The organism is Agathobaculum sp., from assembly GCF_050946325.1.
Classification (GTDB): domain Bacteria; phylum Bacillota; class Clostridia; order Oscillospirales; family Butyricicoccaceae; genus Agathobaculum.
Genome location: NZ_JBMNUP010000007.1, coordinates 1 through 18,011, shown reverse-complemented (window position 1 = coordinate 18,011; position 18,011 = coordinate 1). Strand labels below are relative to the sequence as shown.

Below are 18,011 nucleotides of genomic sequence, written 5' to 3'. Positions count from 1 at the left end.
CCACATTTGGTTCAGTAAAAACTGTGCCTTTAGCGTACAGCAGCAGGAATAACTTGTCAAGAATAAATGCGGCATGGCCGGTATGATGCCGCCGCAGAATTATCTTGTATAGTGGCAGATACATATGATACAATACAGGCACAGAGAGGAGGTCTCTACTATGAAAAAAAGAAATGGGCTCATTATAGGGCTTTTGGTTGCTGTTTTGGCAGCGGCAGTATGTATTTATGCTTTTATGCGGGGCGGTACGGAGCCGCCGGAAGTGCCCGACCAGCCGGGTACAGTGGAACCGGATCAGCCGGCTCCCGATCAGCCGGAAACGCCCGACCAACCGGAAATCCCCCCGGAAGGACAGTCAGTCATTGTGTATGTGCCGGATGAACAGGTGGAAACGCTGATGCCGGTTGGCGCGCAGGCGGCGGACGATTCGGATCAGGCGCTGGTGGATGCAATGGTGACAGCGGGGGCGCTGCCCGCAGGGGTAGAGGTGCAGTCCAGCGCGCTGGAGGATAAAGTTCTCACGCTGGATATGAACGCGGTATACGGCAATGCGGTGCGCTCCGCCGGTACAACGGGAGAGACCATGCTGGTGTATGCGCTGGTGAACACCTTTGCGCAGGCGCGCGGTGCAGAGCAGGTGCTGATTACGGTGGATGGTGCGCCGCTGGAAAGCGGGCATGAGATTTATGACTATCCGCTGGAAATGGATTATATGCAGTAAACGCGCAAATAGAAAGAACGGCCAACGGCCGTTCTTTTTTATAATGCGTATTATTTTTTGCGCATCGCAAGGATTTTTGCCTTGAGCGTCTGTGCTGCGGCGCGCGGATCGTCCGCTTTCATCACGGCGGAGACAACTGCCATACCGGCAATCGGGCTGTTTTGCAGCACGTCCATATTATCCGCGTTCAGGCCGCCGATGGCGACAACCGGAATGGGAACAGCACGGCAGATCTCATCCAGCGTGGAAACCGGCGTGATCTTGGTGGTCACATGGGTAGTCGTCGGGAAAATGGCGCCTGTACCAAGATAATCTGCTCCGTCCGCATAAGCGGCCTGCGCGGCTTCTACGGATTTGGCGGTAGCGCCGACAATTTTATCCGGCCCCAGCAGACGGCGGCAGACGGCAACCGGCAGATCGCTGGCCCCAACGTGTACGCCCGCCGCGTCGCAGGCAATGGCCACATCCACGCGGTCGTCGATGATAAGCGGCACATTGTAGCGGTCGGTTACGGCTTTGACCTGCTGGGCAAGGGCGAGGTAATCGCGGCCGCCCGTGTCCTTTTCACGGAGCTGGATGAGTGTTGCGCCGCCTGCGCAGGCTTCATTGACGGCGTGCAGCAGGGTTTCGGGCGTGTGATAGGTACTGTCGGTGATAACATAGAGCGTAGCGTCGAATTGCATAGCAGTTCCTTCCTTTTAAATGGTAATTGTGAGCAGGCCGCTGCCAGTCCGCAGTGCGCCGAGCGTTGTGCCGTCAGGCGCAAAAGCGGCGCTGTGACCGATAAAAAGGTTTTCGGCATACTGATCGCAGCCCAGTACGGTCATGCTGTTTTCGATAGCGCGGGCGCGCAGCAGAGTCTGCCAGTGAAGCAGTTTGTTTGGGCCGCATACCCAGCCGGCAGGTACGAACAGCACATCCGCCCCAGCGGCTCTCTGCGCTGCGGCCAGCGCAGGAAAGCGCAGTTCAAAGCAGGTGATGATGCCCAGCCGGCCCAGCGGCGTATCAATGGGGGAAAACGGCGTTTCGCCTGCGCGGCATTCCTCCGATTCCCGATAGCCGAAAGCGTCATACAGGCGGTTTTTCCGGTGCATGCCGCGCAGGGCACCGGTATGGTCGAGCACAATAATCGTGTTGTACGGCAGTCCATCCGGCGTTTTTTCATACATACCGGCGGCAATCCAGAGTCCGCATTTTCGTGCGATGCCGCCAAGCGAAGCGGCAAAGGGGCCGTCCAGCGGCTCAGCCGCCTGACGGATTTGCGCCGTGCGGCCCGCGCCGGCATAAAACATACTGAATTCAGGGCAGAGCAGCATATCAGCGCCCGCTCGGGCTGCCTGCTGCGCAAAATTTTTGATGTACCGCAGATTGTTTTTCGGTTCCGCCGAAGCGCCGAACTGCGCCAGCGCGGCTTTCATGTGCGCCAGCCTTTGCACACATCCACCCATGCGGTATAGCCGGAGAACTGCTCCAGCTCGGGAATGGTCAGCTCGATTGCCGAGTTGGAGGAACCGCAGGCGGGGAACACGGTTTCAAACCGATGGAGCGATTCATCCAGGTAAACGGTGACATTTGCGTTGACACCGAACGGGCACACGCCGCCAACGGCATGACCGGTTTCCGGCTCAACTTCTTCAAAGGGGAGCATGCGGGCCTTGCAGCCAAAGCGGGCTTTGTAGCGGGGATTGTCAATTTTCACATCCCCGGCAGCGACGATCAGGATAACGCCGTCCCCCACACGGAAAGAAAGCGTTTTGGCGATGCGCGCAGGCTCACAGCCCACGGCTTCGGCGGCCAGCTCCACTGTGGCCGAGGAGACGGGAAATTCCAGCACACGCCCCTCTGCGCCAAATTGGGCAAGATGGGCCCTGGCTTTTTCGATGGACATTAAAAAACCTCCTGTTTATTCGGATATGCTGTCAATCAGGCTTTCGCACAGCCGCCGCATATAAACGGCAATTTCGCACAGGCTCAGGCAGAGCGCAAGACGGCCGTTGGCATCGTCCGTATCAGCGGGCAGGTGCTCGCGCAGTAGCGCCGGGATAAAACTGCGCATTCGCTCCTTGTCCGCCAGCAGGCGGGCGTAGCATTGCTCAAAATCGGCGTCCTCTCTGCCGGTCAGTGCCTTGACATCGCTCAGCCGCAGCGACTGCTTCAGATGATAGACGCATAAAAGCTGCATGATCTGCTGCCGCGTGTATTTTTTACCGCGGACAGGGGTGATGAGCCCTTCCTTGACATAATTGTTTACCATCGTTTTGGTCAGCAGCTTGTCCGATGGGTCGCGCTTGACGCCGGACAGCCCCTGCTCGAACAGCGACAGTACCTGGTCCATATAGAGATCCAGATGGGGGATATCCTCGGGCAGAATATCGCGGTCAGCAAAGACGGCGTCAATCTGCCGGTTGAGATCGGGCATGATGTTCACCTCGTTTCTATTTTATTATAACCGCTTGCCGCCTGCTGCGCAAGGGCGCCTTCGACAGGATATTTGGTATCACGCCGCTGGACCGGACAGCGGGCCGACGGAAGACAGTGCTTTTGGCGTGTCGGGTGGACAAACGGCCATGAAATATGGTATAATCTCCTAAAGTAAAAGGAGATAGAATGTATCATGAAACAGTGTTTGCGAAGAATTGTACTGACAGTGCTGACAGCGGCTATGTTGATATCTTTCGGTACCTGCGGCGCGGCGGATATGCGGGTTCCGGTACTGATGTATCATGATCTTACAGACGACCCGACGCAGATTAACAGTATGCGGATTACCGGCGAGCGCTTCCGTCTGGATATGGAATTTTTGCAGCAGTTCGGCTATACGCCGCTTCTGCCGGCGGATTTGGCGGCGATTGAAGACGGTACGCAGCAGATGCCGGCAAAACCGGTGATGATTACGTTTGATGACGGGTATCGTTCCAATTACGATATTGCATACCCCATCCTGAAAAAAACAGGCATGAAGGCTGCGCTGGCAGTTGTAGCGGGCAATATGCGCGCCGAAGATGACAGCGATCCGCTTCGCGGTTCGCTGCACTGGGGCGAAATTCGTGAAATGTCCGAAAGCGGCGTGTTTGAGATTGGCTCGCACACTTATAACCTGCACAATCCTGAGTATAAGGGTTATGGCGCGCCTGACGGCATCAACGGGGTTATGCGCCGCAGGGGAGAGACGCGCAGCAGCTATACCGCCCGCGTAGGCGGCGATCTGAAAACCGGCCTTGATTTGATTCGGCAGCATACGGGGCAGCAAAAGGTTTATTATTTTTCGTTCCCCTTTGGCGCGTATGACGGCTGGATGCAGCCCCTGCTGGAAAAAGAGGGAATCCGTGTGACAACGCTGACCAATGGCGGGATGGCCGATCTGCAAAACGGACTGTATTCTCTGCCCCGTTATCGGATGACAATGGATAAACCGCTTTCCGTGCTGCTGCAGCAGCAGGACAAGGCGGAGCCGGCAGTTGCGGCAGTATCCGTGAACGGTCAGAAGAGCGAGCTGCCAGCCTATAATATCAACGGCAGCAATTATGTGCGCGTACGGGATGCGGCGATGCTGCTTGCCGGAACAAAAGGAAACTTTGACGTGCAGTGGAACGGCGCGATGCAGCGCGTTGAACTGCAGTCCGGTACCGCGTATAAACCGCTTGGAACAGAGAATAAGCCGCTGCCTGCAGGTACAAGAAGGGTTCGCTCGATTACTGCGCCAACTGTGGCGGATGGGGCGGCCTATATGATTGCGGCTTATCAGATTGAGGGATATACCTATTACAAACTGCGCAGCTTGGGCGAGTTATGCGGCTTTGCAGTAGAGTGGGACAGTGAAAATCAGATGATTTTGGTAAATATATAACGGTTAAAGATTCAGAAAGGGAGACGCTTTGCAGCGTCTCCTTTTTTGTGCAAATTTATATGCATGAGAAAAATGGTATAAAAACGGTTCGTTTTGGTAATGATAAATTTACAAATGGACTATTGCATTTTTGCCAAAACGTGATATCATAAATACAAGAAATAGTTTTTGAAACTACTTATAGGCGAGGAGGAAACAATAATGCCGCGAGCATTCTTAAAGGCAAGAGAGCCGTTTTCCTGTTATTCACATTTTGTGGGTGCGGTGCTCAGTGGAATCGGTCTGGTTGCCGTACTGGTGCGGCTGCTGATAGACGGGACGGTTTCCGGCCAGCTTGCCGCCGCAGCGGTTATTTTTTGCATGTCGCTGATTGCGCTGTATTCAGCCAGCAGTGTGTATCATTTCTCCGGAAGGGGCGGAGCAGTGCTGCGCCGTTTGAAAAAACTGGACCACAGCATGATTTATGTACTGATTGCAGGCAGCTATACGCCGATTATTCTGCGGTATATGCCTGCGCCGCGCAGTTATGCTTTTCTGGGTGTGATTTGGCTGATTGCGCTGGCCGGCATTGTCATTAAGCTGCTGTGGATTGATGCGCCGCGTCTGTTGGGCACTGCGCTCTATCTGGCACTGGGCTGGGCAGTTGCCTTTGATTTCAGTGTAGTATTGTCCATGCCTGCGCCTGCGATTGCGCTGCTGGCGGCAGGCGGCGTTTGTTATACGGTGGGCGGCATCATTTATATTACCAAAAAACCCGACCTCGGCCTGACCATCGGCTTCCATGAACTGTTTCACCTGTTTGTGATTGCGGGCAGCGTATGTCACTATTTGATGGTATTTTTGTTTGTACTGTAAAAATCCGGAGCGGCGTTGCCGCTCCGGATTTTTTTCTTTTTTTTCGGGCATACTTGACATGCAGACCTTGAACGGGTATACTTCTAATTAATATAAGTTATTAATTAGAAAGGTGGTGACGCAATGCAGACCAGAAACACCATTCAGCGGCAGATTGTCTGGCAGACAGTGCAGCGCATGCATAACCATCCGACCGCCGATATGGTATATGCGGCAATTGCAGCCGAGCATCCTTCGATCAGCAAGGCTACGGTGTACCGCAATCTGCACCAGTTGGCGGCGCAGGGCGATATTCGCTGCGTGCCGGTAACCAATGGGGCGGACCGGTTTGACTTCCAGACAAAGGAGCACTATCATGTGCGCTGTTCCAGATGCGGCGGGGTATATGATGTAATTGCGCCGCATATGGATAATTTGATTGAGCAGATTGAGGATTCTTCCGGTGTCACCGTAACCCGGTATGACATTTTGTTCGAGGGTGTCTGTTCAGATTGCAGCGGCAGTACAGACGAAGGTAAGTAAGGAGAGGATTTTGTATGGCAGAATTAAAGGGCAGCAAAACCGAAGCGAACCTGCAAACCGCATTTGCAGGGGAATCCATGGCGCATACCAAATACCTGTATTATGCTTCCAAGGCGAAGAAGGACGGATATGTGCAGATTGCAGATATTTTTGAAGAAACAGCAAAGAATGAAAAAGAGCATGCGAAGATCTGGTTTAAGCTGCTGGACGGCATCGGCGGCACAGCGGCAAATCTGAAGGCCGCAGCTGAGGGAGAAAATTACGAATGGACCGATATGTATGCCGCTTTTGCAAGAGAAGCGCGCACGGAAGGATTCGACCAGATTGCCGTATTGTTTGAGCAGGTGGGCCGCATTGAAAAGGAACATGAGGAACGCTACCGCAAGCTGCTTTCCAATGTGGAAAACAAGCTGGTGTTCTCCAGGGACGGCGACTGCATCTGGCAGTGCTCGAACTGCGGCCACATTGTAATTGGGAAAAATGCGCCGGAGATTTGTCCGGTTTGTGCACATCCGCAGGCGTATTTCCGCATCAAGGCAGAGAATTATTGATGCTGCCGCTGTAACAGCATGGGAAGGTGCTGTTGGTTAAGAAAAATAGAAAAACACCGTGGAACTTTGTTCCGCGGTGTTTTTTTTCATATTCCGTATATCAGCCAAAGAACGCTGCGTTTTCAGCACGGCGCCAGTCAGTCTTCTGTGAACAGCGGCGTGGAAAAATACCGTTCGGCGGTATCGGGCAGAACGGTAACAACCGTTTTGCCGGGACCGAGTTTTTTTGCAAGCTGAATGGCCGCGGCAACATTGGTGCCGCTGGAAATGCCGCACATCAGCCCTTCCAGTTTGGCAAGGTCCTTGGCGGTCTGAATCGCCTCGTCGTCAGTAACAATGTACAGATGGTCATAGATTTCATTGTTCAGGTTTTTGGGGATGACGCCGTCTCCGATACCCATTTGCAGGTGGGTGCCGATAGAACCGCCCGAAAGGATTGCTGCATTTTCCGGCTCAACCGCCCAGACTTCCAGCTGGGGATTTTGCGCTTTGAGTACCTCGCCAATGCCGCTGATGGTGCCGCCTGTGCCAAAACCGGAACAGAAGCCGTCAATCGGGCCGCCGACCTGCTCCAGAATTTCGGTTGCGGTATGGTGGCGGTGTACGGCAGGGTTGGCGGGGTTATCAAACTGACCGGGCACAAAAACGTTGTGGTTGGTGGCCGCCATTTCGTCCGCAATGCGCTGGCATTCGGCAATGCAGTCTCCGATATTGCCGGCATCGTGTACCAAAATAACTTCTGCGCCGTAATGCTGCACCAGCTTGCGCCGCTCTTCAGAAACCGAATCCGGCATAATGATTTTTACCGTGTAGCCCTTGACGGCGCCGCACAGCGCGAGTCCGATGCCCTGATTGCCGCTGGTCGGCTCGACGATGATGGTATCCGGTCCGATCAGCCCGCGGCGTTCCGCGTCTTCCACCATATTGAGCGCTGTGCGCGTTTTGATGGAACCGCCGACGTTCAGTCCTTCAAATTTGACAAGCACCTCTGCGCAGTCTGCCGGAACCATGCGGTTCAGACGCACCATCGGCGTGTGGCCGACCGCTTCCAGAATGTTGCTGCATATCATTGATAATCTTCCTCTCAGTCGTATATAAAATTTATTATAACATAAAAATTTGCATAAGCATAGCACCGATTGACTAAATTTTATCAATTTTCGGTCTTTATTTGGGAGTATATGCAGGGAGGAGGTGAAAATTGATGAAAATATATTTCAGAAAAACCCACAGCGGCAATTATCAGCCGGCGCGGCGCGGGAAGGACGAGATTCGTTATCTGGTGATACATTATACCGCGAATGACGGCGATACTGCAAAAAACAATGCCGATTATTTTGCCCGGAACGCTGTTTCTGCCTCGGCGCATTATTTTGTAGACGAGCGGGAGGTCTGGCAGAGCGTACCGGACGGCGACATTGCATGGCACTGCGGCACACGGGGGACCTATTATCATCCCAGGTGCCGCAACGCAAACAGCATCGGCATAGAGCTGTGCAGCCGCATCCGCAGCGGACGATACTGTTTTGCGGAAGAGACGGTCAAACGCGCTGCGATGCTGGTGCGGGAACTGATGCTGCGCTATGATATTCCACCGCAAAACATAGTACGGCATTACGATGTAACACATAAAAACTGCCCCGCGCCGTTTGTGGAGAATACGGCGGCGTGGCAGTCGTTCTGTCAAACCATAGAGAAAGGAGAGGAGGATATGACAGAGGCGGAAGTAAAGCGCATTATTGCGCAAAGCAAAGTGATTTACCGCACGGCAGAGGAAGCGCCTGACTGGGCGCGTCCGACCGTGAATAAGCTGCTGCGCAAAGGGCTGCTGAAGGGCGGCGGCGCGGCGGAAGGGCTGCATTTGACGGACGAGCTGCTGCGCGCGCTGGTCATCAATGACCGTGCGGGCGTGTACGGAGCATGAAAAGCAACGGGGAGCAATACCGCTCCCCGTTTTTGCGGAACTGGATTACCGCGCGAGCTCATAAAGCGCGGCGGCAAACATTTCTGCATTGCGTAAAAGCTGCTCAATTTCCATGTATTCATCCTGCTGATGGATGTGCGAAATATCACCCGGGAAAAGCGGGCCGAAAGCAAGCGTATTGGGGATGGACTTGGCATAGGTGCTGCCGCCGGTCGCGCGCAGTACGGCCTTTTGACCGGTCTGCGCTTCATATACGCGGCTCAGCTTTTGCACTAGCTCGCTTTCCGGCGGAAAATAAATGGCCGCAAGGTGCTGCATTGCGGTTTCCGTGAAGCCGCCAAGCGAAAAACCGCGCAGCAGCTTGGGATATGCCTCGTCATAGGTTTTGCTGACGGGATAGCGCACCGAAAGCGTCAGCGAAAGCGCTTCCTCCGCAAATGCGGCAACGCCCAGATTGAAGGTCAAATCGCCGGACAACTCGTCGCGCATGGCGATGCCAAAGCTCTCTCCGCGCGTTTCCATGCCGATGCGCTCGGAGAGGAACGCGATACAGTCAGCCAGTTCGCCTTCGAGCGGGAGCTGCGCCAGCGCCATTGCCAGCCGGCCCACTGCATTTTCGCCCAACTCAGGCACTGACGCATGGCTGGCGATGCCTTCCGCCTCAACACGGATGCCGCCTTCAATGGGCGTGACCGTTACCTTGGGTGCGTGAATCATGGATGCCGCCTCGGGCGGACAGGCCAGCTCGGCCACCGCATAGGCGGGCGAGATATTGAAGGCAGAACCGCCCTCAAACCGCAGCAGGCGGAAAGCGCCGGTCTGGTGCAGCTTGCGGGAGAAGGTGCAGTTCATCACGCCTTTTTCCCCGTTGATAATGGGGTATTCAATATCGGGGGCAAAGCCCATGACGGGTATTTCGCCGCCGTGTTCCTTGTACCAGAGAATATCGTGAAAGCCGGTTTCCTCATTGGTGCCGAACAGCAGGCGGATGCGGTGCGAGGGGACAAAGCCCTTTTCTTTCAAAGCGGCCAGCGCATAAATGGCGGCAACGGCAGGACCTTTGTCATCCATGGCGCCGCGGCCATAAATACGGCCGTCTTTTATTTCGCCGGAAAACGGTTCGGCAAGTTTCCAGTCCTCGCCGGCCGGCACCACATCCAGATGGCACAGCACGGCAACCATCTGTTCGCCCTCGCCATACTCGCACCAGCCGATGCGGTCGTCCATAACGGTTGTTTTGAGGCCCAGCCGCTCGCACAGCGCAAGCGTTTCCGCCAGACAGCGGCGCGGCTCTCTGCCATAGGGCGCGCCTGGTTCGGGCGTGCCTTCGATGCTGGGAATACGAATCAGCGCAGCAAGACTGGCAAGCAATTCGTCCTGATGTGCGCGAATATACGGTTTGCAATCCATAGCGGACACCTCTTTATTCAGAGCTCAATAATGTTCCACCTTATTGTAGCGCAAGCGCCGCCGTTTTGCAAACAAATTTACAGCAGGCAGAGTCCCCTTGCAAGCGGCGGCGCGATACGGTATACTATATATCAGTTTTGCGGTGGAAAGGGGCGGAAAGCGGATGCGGCGCAATACCCTTGGGGTGATCCATGCGTTTTTGCAGCAGCATGTGTGCGAAGGCGCAGTCTGTATTGATGCGACTGCGGGAAAAGGACGGGATACGGCGCTACTGTGCCGCCTGGCCGGCGAGACAGGCCGCGTACTGGCATTTGACATACAGCCCGAAGCGGTCGCGCAGACCCGCGCGCTGCTTGCAGAAAACGGTCTGCGGGCCGAGGTGGTGCAGGACAGCCATGCGAATATGGAGCGTTATGCCGCACCGGAAAGCGTAGACTGCATTGTTTTTAATTTCGGCCGGCTGCCGGGCGGTGATGTGCACATCTTCACAACGGCGGAGACTTCGCTGCCGGCAATCCACGCAGGCCTGCGTCTGCTGCGCCCGGGCGGCGTGATGGCGCTTGCGCTGTATTACGGCGGAGAAAACGGATATGAGGAAAAAGACGCAGTGCTTTCCTACCTGCAAACGGTGGACAGCAGAGTCTATACCGTGCTGTCCTGCGATTGGCTGAATCGTGAAAACGATCCGCCGCTGCCCATTTTGATATGGAAAGAGCAGTCATGCCGTGATACAATAGGAGAAAAGGAGAGTGGATGACTATGCCATGGTGCCCGAAATGCCGCGCGGAATACCGCGAAGGCTTTACACAGTGCAGCACCTGCGGTGTGCCGCTGGTGGACGAATTGCCTGCGGAGCAGCCGGAGGCTGAACCGCAGGCTGCCCCGCCGGAAGGGATGGAAAAGCCCGTTGCAGTATACTTGGCCCAAAACAGAATGGAAGCCGAGATGGTTTGCGAAATGCTGAGCGAGCAGGGGATTGCCGCGGCTGCCCGTCCGGCTGCCTTCCGGCAGCTGAAAGCATACAGCGGCTCGGATACGCGCTTCGGCGTTGAGGTGCTGGTGGACGCGGCCCAGACAGCGGCCGCACGGCAGCATATCGAACAGATGAAGCAGGAACTTGCGCAGTCGCCTCTGGATGAGGACGAGTTGGCGCGTTTGGCGGAAGAACAGGCGATGGAGACGCCCGAACAGCCGGCGGAGGACAATGTTTCCTTCAAACTGCTGCCCGTGGTTGTTGGCGTGCTTGCAGCGGCGCTGGTGCTGTTGTACCTGGTCTCCTCCCGCCTGTAAGGGGGTGGGGAAATGCCATGGTGTCCCCAGTGCGGCGCAGAATTCCGCAAGGGCTTCAGGGAATGCAATACCTGCCATATTCCGCTGATCGATCATCCGCCGACAGAGGAGGAGCGCCGTGCAGCGCGGCCGCAGAAAAATACACGGTTCTGGAATCGGGAGCGGCTGATGCACATTTTGCGCGCCCTGATTGCAGTGCTGCTGGCTTTGGCGGCAGCGATGGTGCTGGCAGGGAAATAGCGTGTGAACATATTCATGCGCAAGAAAAAGAGGAGTGCTTCTGCACTCCTCTTTTTCTTCATTATTTCAGATTGTCAAACAAACCGGTGAAGTCCAGCGTTGCAAAGTAATCCTCTGGGGTCTCTGCACGGCGGATTAACTCGACCGAGCCGTCCTCGCAGAGCAGCAGCTCGGCAGAACGAAGCTTGCCGTTGTAGTTGTATCCCATTGAGAAACCGTGCGCGCCGGTATCGTGAATATAGACGTAATCGCCGATGTCAATGCGGGGCAGATTGCGGTCGATGGCGAATTTATCGTTGTTTTCACACAGGCCGCCTGTCACGTCATAGGTGCGGTCATGCAGGGCATTTTCCTTGCCCAGCACGGTGATATGGTGATATGCACCGTACATTGCCGGACGCATCAGGTTGGCGGCGCAGGCGTCCAGGCCAACATATTCCTTGTAAGTGTGCTTGTGGTGGATGCACTTGGCAACCAGCGCGCCATATGGCCCCAGAATAAAGCGGCCCATCTCGGTGTAGATCGAGATATCGCCCATGCCGGCGGGCACCAGAACCTCTTCAAAGGCGCGGCGCACACCCTCGCCAATCAGCTCAATGTCGTTCGGTTCCTGCCACGGCTTGTAAGGGATGCCGACGCCGCCGGACAGGTTGATGAACGCGATGTGTACGCCCGTTTCCTTCTTCACATCAACCGCAAGCTTGAACAGAATGCGGGCAAGGGCGGGGTAATACTCATTTGCAACGGTGTTGGAGGCCAGAAAGGCGTGAATGCCAAAGTGCTTGACGCCCTTTTTCTGCATGATTTTGAACGCTTCAATCAGCTGTTCGCGGGTCATGCCGTACTTGGCTTCCTGCGGTGTGTCCATGATTTCGTTTTCCAGAACAAAATCGCCGCCGGGATTGAACCGGCAGGCCATGGTTTCCTTCCATGCGCCGATGCGGTCATAGTAATCCAGATGGGTAATATCGTCAAAATTGATGATGGCGTCCAGATCGGAGGCCAGCTTGAAGTCCTCGTCCGGGGTCACGTTGGAGGAGAACATGATATCATGTCCGGTAATGCCGCAGGCACGGCTCATTTGCAGCTCGGTATAGCTCGAACAATCGCAGCCGAAGCCCTCTTCGTGCAGAATCTGAATCAGACGGGGGGTGGGAGTCGCCTTGACAGCAAAGTATTCCTTAAAGCCGGGGTTCCAGGAAAATGCATTTCGGACTCTGCGCGCATTTTCGCGAATGGCTTTTTCATCGTAAATATGAAAAGGAGTGGGATAGGTTTTCGTGATTTCCTGCACCTGTTCAAGGGTGACAAAGGGGGTCTTTTCCATGGATATTCGCCTTTCTGTTTGATTTTTGGCCGCAAAATGCCTGACAAACCGGCTTGCAATGCCTTTGGAAGTGCATGAAAAGCAGTTTGCCAAGGGGAAGATTTATTCGTCTGCCTGTTTGCCGAGGATGCGCTCGAAGCGGCGGCGCATATCATCCTCAATGCGCTGCGTTTCAATTTCATCAATGCCGGTGATACGGCCGTTTTCAATAAATACCACCATGCCTTCTCCCAGCATGGCCGGAGTTTCGGCAACAGGGAAGTTTACCATTTTGCCATCCATCTCCACAACAACATAGCCGCCTTCAAAGCGGTCAACAATACCGGTTTGTTTCATGCAGCATTCTCCTTGCTTGATTTTGATGGTTCAAGGGGGATAACAACCGATCCCTCTTCCGCAGTAATATGAATTTCCGTTGTATTTGCCTGTGACAGATTTTCCAGAGTTTGAGGGCTTGGGTGGCCGTACTTATTATCCGCGCCGCAGGAAATGACGGCAACGGACGGTTGCACGGCGGCAAGAAATGCAGGGGAGGATGAGGAGTCGCTTCCGTGATGCCCGACCTTGAGAATATCGCAGCGAAGAAGCGGATAGTGCGCAAGCAGGGATTTTTCCGCAGCGGCTTCCGCGTCTCCCATCAGCAGAACGTCCTGCGCGCCCGCGCGGAACAGCGTGATGAGCGAGCGGTTGTTCATATCCGTGCCGGGCACGTCTTCATCCGGCCCGAGGAAGAGAAGCGAGGCACCTGAAGCCAGCGGCAGTTCGTCCCCTGGAGACGGAATCGTCGGCGTGACGCCGCGCGCTTCCAGTGCGTCCAGCATGCGGCTGAAGGACGAGGTGTTCGCGGTTTCCTGGCCCATAAAGAAATGACCGACCGGAAACGCTTCGATGACCTCCGCCATGCCGCCGATATGATCGGCATGCGGATGAGTGGCAACGGCAGCATACAGTTCCGTTACCCCAAGGTCCTGTAAATAGCGGACAACGGCGCTGCCGCTTTCCGGCATACCGGCATCGACCAGAACGGCCTGCCCGCCTGAAAGCAGAAGCGCGGCGTCTCCCTGTCCCACATCGATAAAATGCACTTCGGTGTGCTGCGTCAGTTCCCGCGCAGGCGCAAGCTCTCTGACGGCATACAGGCCGCCGTTGAGCACAAGCACCACCGCGGCGCACAGCAGCAGAATGGAGCGTAAACGTTTTTTCATTCGTTGGAAAGCGCGGTGTTTGCGCGGGCCTGCTCAAATTCGTCCATAATTTCCTGGCTGGGCGCCTTGGTCAGCAGGCTGACAACAAAAATAACAACAATACCGGCAACAAAGGCGGGCAGAAGCTCATAGATGCCAAACACGCCGCCCATCGGCTTGATCAGGTACTTCCAGGCAAATACGGAAACACCGCCGACGACCATGCCGGCAATGGCGCCGGGCAGGGTGGTGCGCTTCCAGAACAGCGCGCAGATGACGACAGGGCCAAAGCTGGCGCCGAAACCGGCCCAGGCAAAGGATACGATGCCGAAAATAGAGCTGTTGGGGTCGCGCGCAATGAATACGCCGAGCACCGCAATAACGATAACGGTCAGACGGGCAAAACGCATGGTGGCCTTTTCGGAAACCTTCAGGTGGAACGTTTCCAGCAGCAGATTCTGCGAAACGCTGGAGGAAGCGGCCAGCAGCTGAGAGTCCGCGGTGGACATGGTGCTGGCCAGAATGCCTGCCAGAATCAGACCGGCAATCAGCGCCGGTACAGGACCATAGCTGGAGAGAAAGTCTGCAATACGGACGATGATGGTCTCAGAGTCAGAGCCGCTGAGCTGCGCAATGGTGCCGTTGGCGCTGAGCGTGCGGCCGACAATGCCGATCATGACAGCGACTGCCATGGCGATGACAACCCAGACCGAACCGACGCGGCGGGACAGCTTGAGCTTGTTTTCATCTTCAATTGCCATAAAGCGGAGCAAAATGTGCGGCATACCAAAGTAGCCAAGACCCCAGGCGAGCGTGGACAGAATGGTGAGCGCGCCATAAGGAGACGCGGCGCCTGCCGCTTCGGAATAAGTGGCGGTCATGGACAGATAGCCGGGCAGCGCGCGCACATTTTCCATAACGGCGTCAATGCCGCCGGCCGAGATGGTCGAAAAACCGAGTACGAACAGAATCGCAAAGGTCATGATGATGCTCTGGATAAAGTCGGTCGTCGAAGCTGCAAGGAAACCGCCGGCCGCAGTATAGCAGACAATAACAATAGCGGAAATGATCATCGCCGTCATATAATCGATGTTAAACAGCGAAGAGAACAGTTTGCCGCAGGCCGCAAAGCCGGAAGCGGTATACGGAATAAAGAAAATAATGATAATCAGTGCGGCAATTGCGGAAAGGATATTTTTATGGTCATGGAAACGTCTGGAAAAGAACTGCGGCAGGGTATAGGAACCCGTGATGTGCGTATACCGGCGCAGACGTTTGGCAGTGAATAACCAGTTCAGGTAAGTACCGATTGCAAGGCCGATAGCGGTCCAGCCCACGTCGCAGATGCCGGACAGATAAGCAAGGCCGGGCAGGCCCATCAGCAGATAGCTGGACATATCCGAGGCTTCCGCGCTCATCGCGGTAACCAGCGGGCCGAGCTTGCGGCCGCCAAGATAGAAATCGGATGCTGATTCATTCTTTTTTGCGTAATGAAAGCCGACCACCAACATGCCGATCAGATAGACGACGATGGAGATCAGGATACAGATGGATGCAGTGCTCATATTTTTCCCCTTTACCTTGACTAAGAATCAGACGTGTGCCGGAAAGCAGAACGGATAACGCCGCGGTCATTCTGCGGAAACGGATGCACGCCTGTATGTGAACTTCAATTATTATACCCGAAAACGAATTTTTTTGCAATATAACGCGAACAGAATCCCGAATACCCGTAAGATTTGACGAAACATACAAGGAAAGCAGCGGTTTGAACCGAATGATTTATTCGCATTGCCATTGGTATGGGCAGGGGCGCGGCTTAGAGTGCCAGCGCACGGGCCAGTTTGCTTTGCGGTTCGGGTATGAGAGAGAGGTGGTTTGCCAGGTCGCTGGCCAGCGTGTGAAAAGCCGCCTCGTCGCCTGCAATCAGCTCCAGCTCAATTTCGCACAGCGGAGCCGTGCGTTCGCCGCGGCGCAGTTCGCCTTCGTCCAGCGCCAGCTCGCATACCGTGTTGTTTTGCTGCAGCAATATGGCGCAGCGGCGGAAATCCACCTCACATGTGATGACAAGCGGTGCAGAAAGCGCAAGCGCACAGATATCGTGCGGTGCGCCATGCGCCGGAAGAAGGGACAACCCCTCCTCAATGGAACCGGCTTCGCACTCATATTCCTCATGCGCACGCATGCCGGCAACCGTGCTGACGTTGCGCCGCTTCATGCAGCAGACAAGCTGCTCATTTTCCCTGCGCAGCCGCAGTGCGGTATCGTGCCGGTGCAGCAGCCCGTCTGCCGTATCAAAATACTGGGAGCGCATATGAATCGTGCGGCTCTGGCTGCCAAGGTGGGAGGCGGCCCACAAAAGAGCCTGCCCAAGCAGCGCCTCATCCGCGCGCCATTTATATTCTTTTTCCATCAGCGTACCTGGCCGTTTCCGTAAACGATGAACTTGGTGGTGGTCAGCGCGGTCAGCCCCATCGGGCCGCGCGCGTGCAGCTTCTGGGTGGAAATACCGATTTCGGCGCCGAAGCCAAACTCGAACCCGTCCGTAAAGCGGGTGGAAGCGTTCACATACACAGCGGCCGAGTCGACTTCATCCAGAAAACGCTGCGCAGCGGCGTAGTCCCGGGTGACGATGCACTCCGAATGTCCCGTACTGTACCGGTTAATGTGGTCGATGGCTTCATCCAGCGAATCCACCACCTTGCAGGAAATTTCATAACCCAGATATTCCTTGCCGTAGTCTTCTTCCGCGGCAGGCACAATGGCATTTCCCAGAATTGCCATTGTGCGCGGGCAGCCGTGGATGGTTACGCCGTAAGGCGCAAGACCGGCCTGGGCCATGGGCAGAAACCGTTCGGCCGCGTCCTTGTGCACCAGCAGGCTTTCGGCCGCGTTGCACACGGATATACGCTGGCACTTGGCATTGACCAGAATACGCTGGGCCATTGCGGGATCGGCGGAATCATCTACATAGACGTGGCAGTTGCCGGTTCCGGTTTCAATCACCGGAACGGTTGCATGCTGCACAACCGACTGAATCAGCCCTGCGCCGCCGCGCGGGATGAGGACATCCAGATAACCGTTCATCTTCATCATCTGGTTTGCGCTCTCGCGCGAGGTATCCTCCACAAGATTGATGGCGTTTTCCGGCAGCCCTTCGTTGCGGAGGGCCGTGCGCATCAGCCCTGTCAGACACATGGAGGAGTGGAACGCCTCCTTGCCGCCGCGCAGAATGCAGGCGGAACCGGCCTTGAAGCACAGCGCCGCAGCGTCCACGGTGACGTTGGGCCGCGCTTCGTAAATAATGCCGATGACGCCCATGGGCGCGCGCTTCTGGCCGATGTTCAGGCCGTTCGGCGTTTTGCGCATCCACAGCACCTCTCCGATCGGATCGGGCAGCGCAGCCACCTGGCGGCAGCCCTCTGCAATGCCGGCGATACGCTTTTCGTCAAGCATCAAACGGTCAATCAGTCCTTCGTTCAGACCGTTTTTTCGGCCGTTTTCGATGTCCACCTGATTGGCGGCGATGATTTCTGCCGCGTGCGCAGTCAGCATGTCCGCAATGGCGGAAAGTCCGCGGTTTTTATCGTTGGTGCCGAGTTTGGCAACGGCGCGTTTGGCTTCGTTTGCCTCCTTGGCGATGGTAAGCAGTTCTCTCATTTCAGCGAATCCTCCATTCGGTTTCAGCCCAGCCAGTGGTTCCAATAGGCGGCGGCGCCAAGCGCTGCGCCTGCAATGATGCCAAGCAGTGTGGCGGCCAGAAGATGAAAGCGCGTTTTGGTCATATCAGAGCGTCTCCCTTGCAAACAGGGTGCCCACGGGCAGGCCCTCCACAATATCGTACAGCAGGCCTTCCTTATCGCCGTTGGCGACCAGCATCGGGATGCCGGCGTCCATGCACAGCTCGGCGGCGGTGATCTTGGTGGCCATGCCGCCTGTGCCGTTCGCGGTTCCTGCGCCGCCTGCCATGCGGCGGATTTTTGCGTCAATGTTGCGCACATGACCGATCAGTTTGGCCTGCGGGTTTTTGCGCGGGTCGGAGTCGTACAGACCGTCGATGTCGGAAAAGATAACAAGCAGGTCGGCGCTGCACATGCGCGCAACTACGGCGGAAAGCGTGTCGTTGTCACCGAAACTTTC

21 protein-coding genes and 1 pseudogene are annotated in these 18,011 nt (G+C 55.7%); 9 read left to right on the top strand and 13 right to left on the bottom strand.

The annotated features are described in order from the left end of the window. Positions 1–160: 160 nt before the first annotated feature. Positions 161–721: a GerMN domain-containing protein gene (locus tag ACOYIE_RS01630; protein WP_433410208.1), complete on the top strand. Its 561-nt coding sequence runs from the start codon at positions 161–163 to the stop codon at positions 719–721. A 50-nt stretch (positions 722–771) separates the two neighbouring features. Here the strand turns inward: ACOYIE_RS01630 and thiE are convergent, their stop codons facing one another. The 4 genes from thiE to ACOYIE_RS01610 are packed head-to-tail and all read right to left on the bottom strand — an operon-like array spanning position 772 to position 3,140. Beyond that, entirely contained in the window at positions 772–1,404 is a 633-nt protein-coding gene (gene thiE, locus ACOYIE_RS01625; protein WP_433410206.1) for a thiamine phosphate synthase, read from the bottom strand. Between the two features lie 15 nt (positions 1,405–1,419). Continuing rightward, on the bottom strand, positions 1,420–2,169 hold the full coding sequence (locus ACOYIE_RS01620) for a nitrilase-related carbon-nitrogen hydrolase (RefSeq protein WP_433410204.1): 750 nt from the start codon (positions 2,167–2,169) through the stop codon (positions 1,420–1,422). Continuing rightward, positions 2,136–2,609 (bottom strand): YbaK/EbsC family protein, encoded by a 474-nt coding sequence (locus ACOYIE_RS01615; protein ID WP_433410202.1) that lies wholly within the window; start codon positions 2,607–2,609, stop codon positions 2,136–2,138. The genes ACOYIE_RS01620 and ACOYIE_RS01615 overlap by 34 nt, the downstream gene beginning before the upstream one ends. A 15-nt stretch (positions 2,610–2,624) precedes the next feature. Further along, a complete protein-coding gene (locus tag ACOYIE_RS01610) occupies positions 2,625–3,140 on the bottom strand; it encodes a DUF1836 domain-containing protein (protein ID WP_433410229.1) in 516 nt (171 codons plus the stop codon). Between the two features lie 195 nt (positions 3,141–3,335). Here ACOYIE_RS01610 and ACOYIE_RS01605 point away from each other — a divergent pair, with 195 nt between their 5' ends. The 4 genes from ACOYIE_RS01605 to rbr all read left to right on the top strand — a co-directional run bounded on the left by ACOYIE_RS01605 (position 3,336) and on the right by rbr (position 6,496). Continuing rightward, entirely contained in the window at positions 3,336–4,568 is a 1,233-nt protein-coding gene (locus ACOYIE_RS01605; protein ID WP_433410200.1) for a polysaccharide deacetylase family protein, read from the top strand. A 201-nt stretch (positions 4,569–4,769) separates the two neighbouring features. After that, a complete protein-coding gene (gene trhA / locus ACOYIE_RS01600) occupies positions 4,770–5,423 on the top strand; it encodes a PAQR family membrane homeostasis protein TrhA (protein ID WP_433410198.1) in 654 nt (217 codons plus the stop codon). A 123-nt stretch (positions 5,424–5,546) separates the two neighbouring features. Continuing rightward, positions 5,547–5,945: a Fur family transcriptional regulator gene (locus tag ACOYIE_RS01595; protein ID WP_433410196.1), complete on the top strand. Its 399-nt coding sequence runs from the start codon at positions 5,547–5,549 to the stop codon at positions 5,943–5,945. 14 nt (positions 5,946–5,959) lie between these two features. After that, positions 5,960–6,496, top strand: coding sequence for a rubrerythrin (rbr, locus tag ACOYIE_RS01590; RefSeq protein ID WP_433410195.1), 537 nt, complete (start codon positions 5,960–5,962; stop codon positions 6,494–6,496). 137 nt (positions 6,497–6,633) lie between these two features. On the opposite strand, the gene cysK is transcribed toward rbr, so the two are convergent. Next, positions 6,634–7,566: a cysteine synthase A gene (gene cysK, locus ACOYIE_RS01585; protein WP_433410193.1), complete on the bottom strand. Its 933-nt coding sequence runs from the start codon at positions 7,564–7,566 to the stop codon at positions 6,634–6,636. A gap of 134 nt (positions 7,567–7,700) precedes the next feature. On the opposite strand from cysK, the gene ACOYIE_RS01580 reads away from it, so the two are divergent. Then, the gene (locus ACOYIE_RS01580; RefSeq protein ID WP_433410191.1) at positions 7,701–8,420 is read left to right on the top strand and encodes a peptidoglycan recognition protein family protein; all 720 of its coding nucleotides are present in this window, start codon (positions 7,701–7,703) and stop codon (positions 8,418–8,420) included. A gap of 45 nt (positions 8,421–8,465) precedes the next feature. Here the strand turns inward: ACOYIE_RS01580 and ACOYIE_RS01575 are convergent, their stop codons facing one another. Next, positions 8,466–9,830, bottom strand: a complete 1,365-nt coding sequence (locus ACOYIE_RS01575) for a Sapep family Mn(2+)-dependent dipeptidase (protein ID WP_433410189.1) — start codon at positions 9,828–9,830, stop codon at positions 8,466–8,468. Between the two features lie 163 nt (positions 9,831–9,993). On the opposite strand from ACOYIE_RS01575, the gene ACOYIE_RS01570 reads away from it, so the two are divergent. The 3 genes from ACOYIE_RS01570 to ACOYIE_RS01560 are packed head-to-tail and all read left to right on the top strand — an operon-like array spanning position 9,994 to position 11,360. Then, positions 9,994–10,587 (top strand): tRNA (mnm(5)s(2)U34)-methyltransferase, encoded by a 594-nt coding sequence (locus ACOYIE_RS01570; RefSeq protein ID WP_433410188.1) that lies wholly within the window; start codon positions 9,994–9,996, stop codon positions 10,585–10,587. Beyond that, positions 10,584–11,120, top strand: coding sequence for a hypothetical protein (locus ACOYIE_RS01565; RefSeq protein ID WP_433410186.1), 537 nt, complete (start codon positions 10,584–10,586; stop codon positions 11,118–11,120). Before ACOYIE_RS01570 ends, ACOYIE_RS01565 begins: the two co-directional genes overlap by 4 nt. Positions 11,121–11,132: 12 nt before the next feature. Then, positions 11,133–11,360 (top strand): hypothetical protein, encoded by a 228-nt coding sequence (locus ACOYIE_RS01560; RefSeq protein WP_433410184.1) that lies wholly within the window; start codon positions 11,133–11,135, stop codon positions 11,358–11,360. Between the two features lie 61 nt (positions 11,361–11,421). Here the strand turns inward: ACOYIE_RS01560 and ACOYIE_RS01555 are convergent, their stop codons facing one another. The 7 genes and pseudogenes from ACOYIE_RS01555 to ACOYIE_RS01525 form a co-directional block, all read right to left on the bottom strand. Continuing rightward, a complete protein-coding gene (locus ACOYIE_RS01555) occupies positions 11,422–12,687 on the bottom strand; it encodes a diaminopimelate decarboxylase (RefSeq protein ID WP_433410182.1) in 1,266 nt (421 codons plus the stop codon). Between the two features lie 102 nt (positions 12,688–12,789). Beyond that, positions 12,790–13,023 (bottom strand): DUF3006 domain-containing protein, encoded by a 234-nt coding sequence (locus ACOYIE_RS01550; protein WP_433410180.1) that lies wholly within the window; start codon positions 13,021–13,023, stop codon positions 12,790–12,792. Continuing rightward, positions 13,020–13,892 (bottom strand): ComEC/Rec2 family competence protein, encoded by an 873-nt coding sequence (locus tag ACOYIE_RS01545; protein ID WP_433410178.1) that lies wholly within the window; start codon positions 13,890–13,892, stop codon positions 13,020–13,022. The genes ACOYIE_RS01550 and ACOYIE_RS01545 overlap by 4 nt, the downstream gene beginning before the upstream one ends. Continuing rightward, positions 13,889–15,436 (bottom strand): sodium/proline symporter, encoded by a 1,548-nt coding sequence (locus ACOYIE_RS01540; RefSeq protein WP_433410177.1) that lies wholly within the window; start codon positions 15,434–15,436, stop codon positions 13,889–13,891. Before ACOYIE_RS01540 ends, ACOYIE_RS01545 begins: the two co-directional genes overlap by 4 nt. Positions 15,437–15,690: 254 nt before the next feature. Next, positions 15,691–16,284 carry an inorganic triphosphatase gene (locus ACOYIE_RS01535; RefSeq protein ID WP_433410175.1) on the bottom strand — a complete coding sequence of 198 codons (594 nt, stop codon included), beginning with the start codon at positions 16,282–16,284 and terminating at the stop codon, positions 15,691–15,693. Beyond that, positions 16,284–17,531 carry a glutamate-5-semialdehyde dehydrogenase gene (locus ACOYIE_RS01530; RefSeq protein WP_433410173.1) on the bottom strand — a complete coding sequence of 416 codons (1,248 nt, stop codon included), beginning with the start codon at positions 17,529–17,531 and terminating at the stop codon, positions 16,284–16,286. The genes ACOYIE_RS01535 and ACOYIE_RS01530 overlap by 1 nt, the downstream gene beginning before the upstream one ends. 126 nt (positions 17,532–17,657) lie before the next feature. Continuing rightward, positions 17,658–18,011 (bottom strand): annotated as a pseudogene (locus tag ACOYIE_RS01525) (glutamate 5-kinase); the annotation flags it as partial.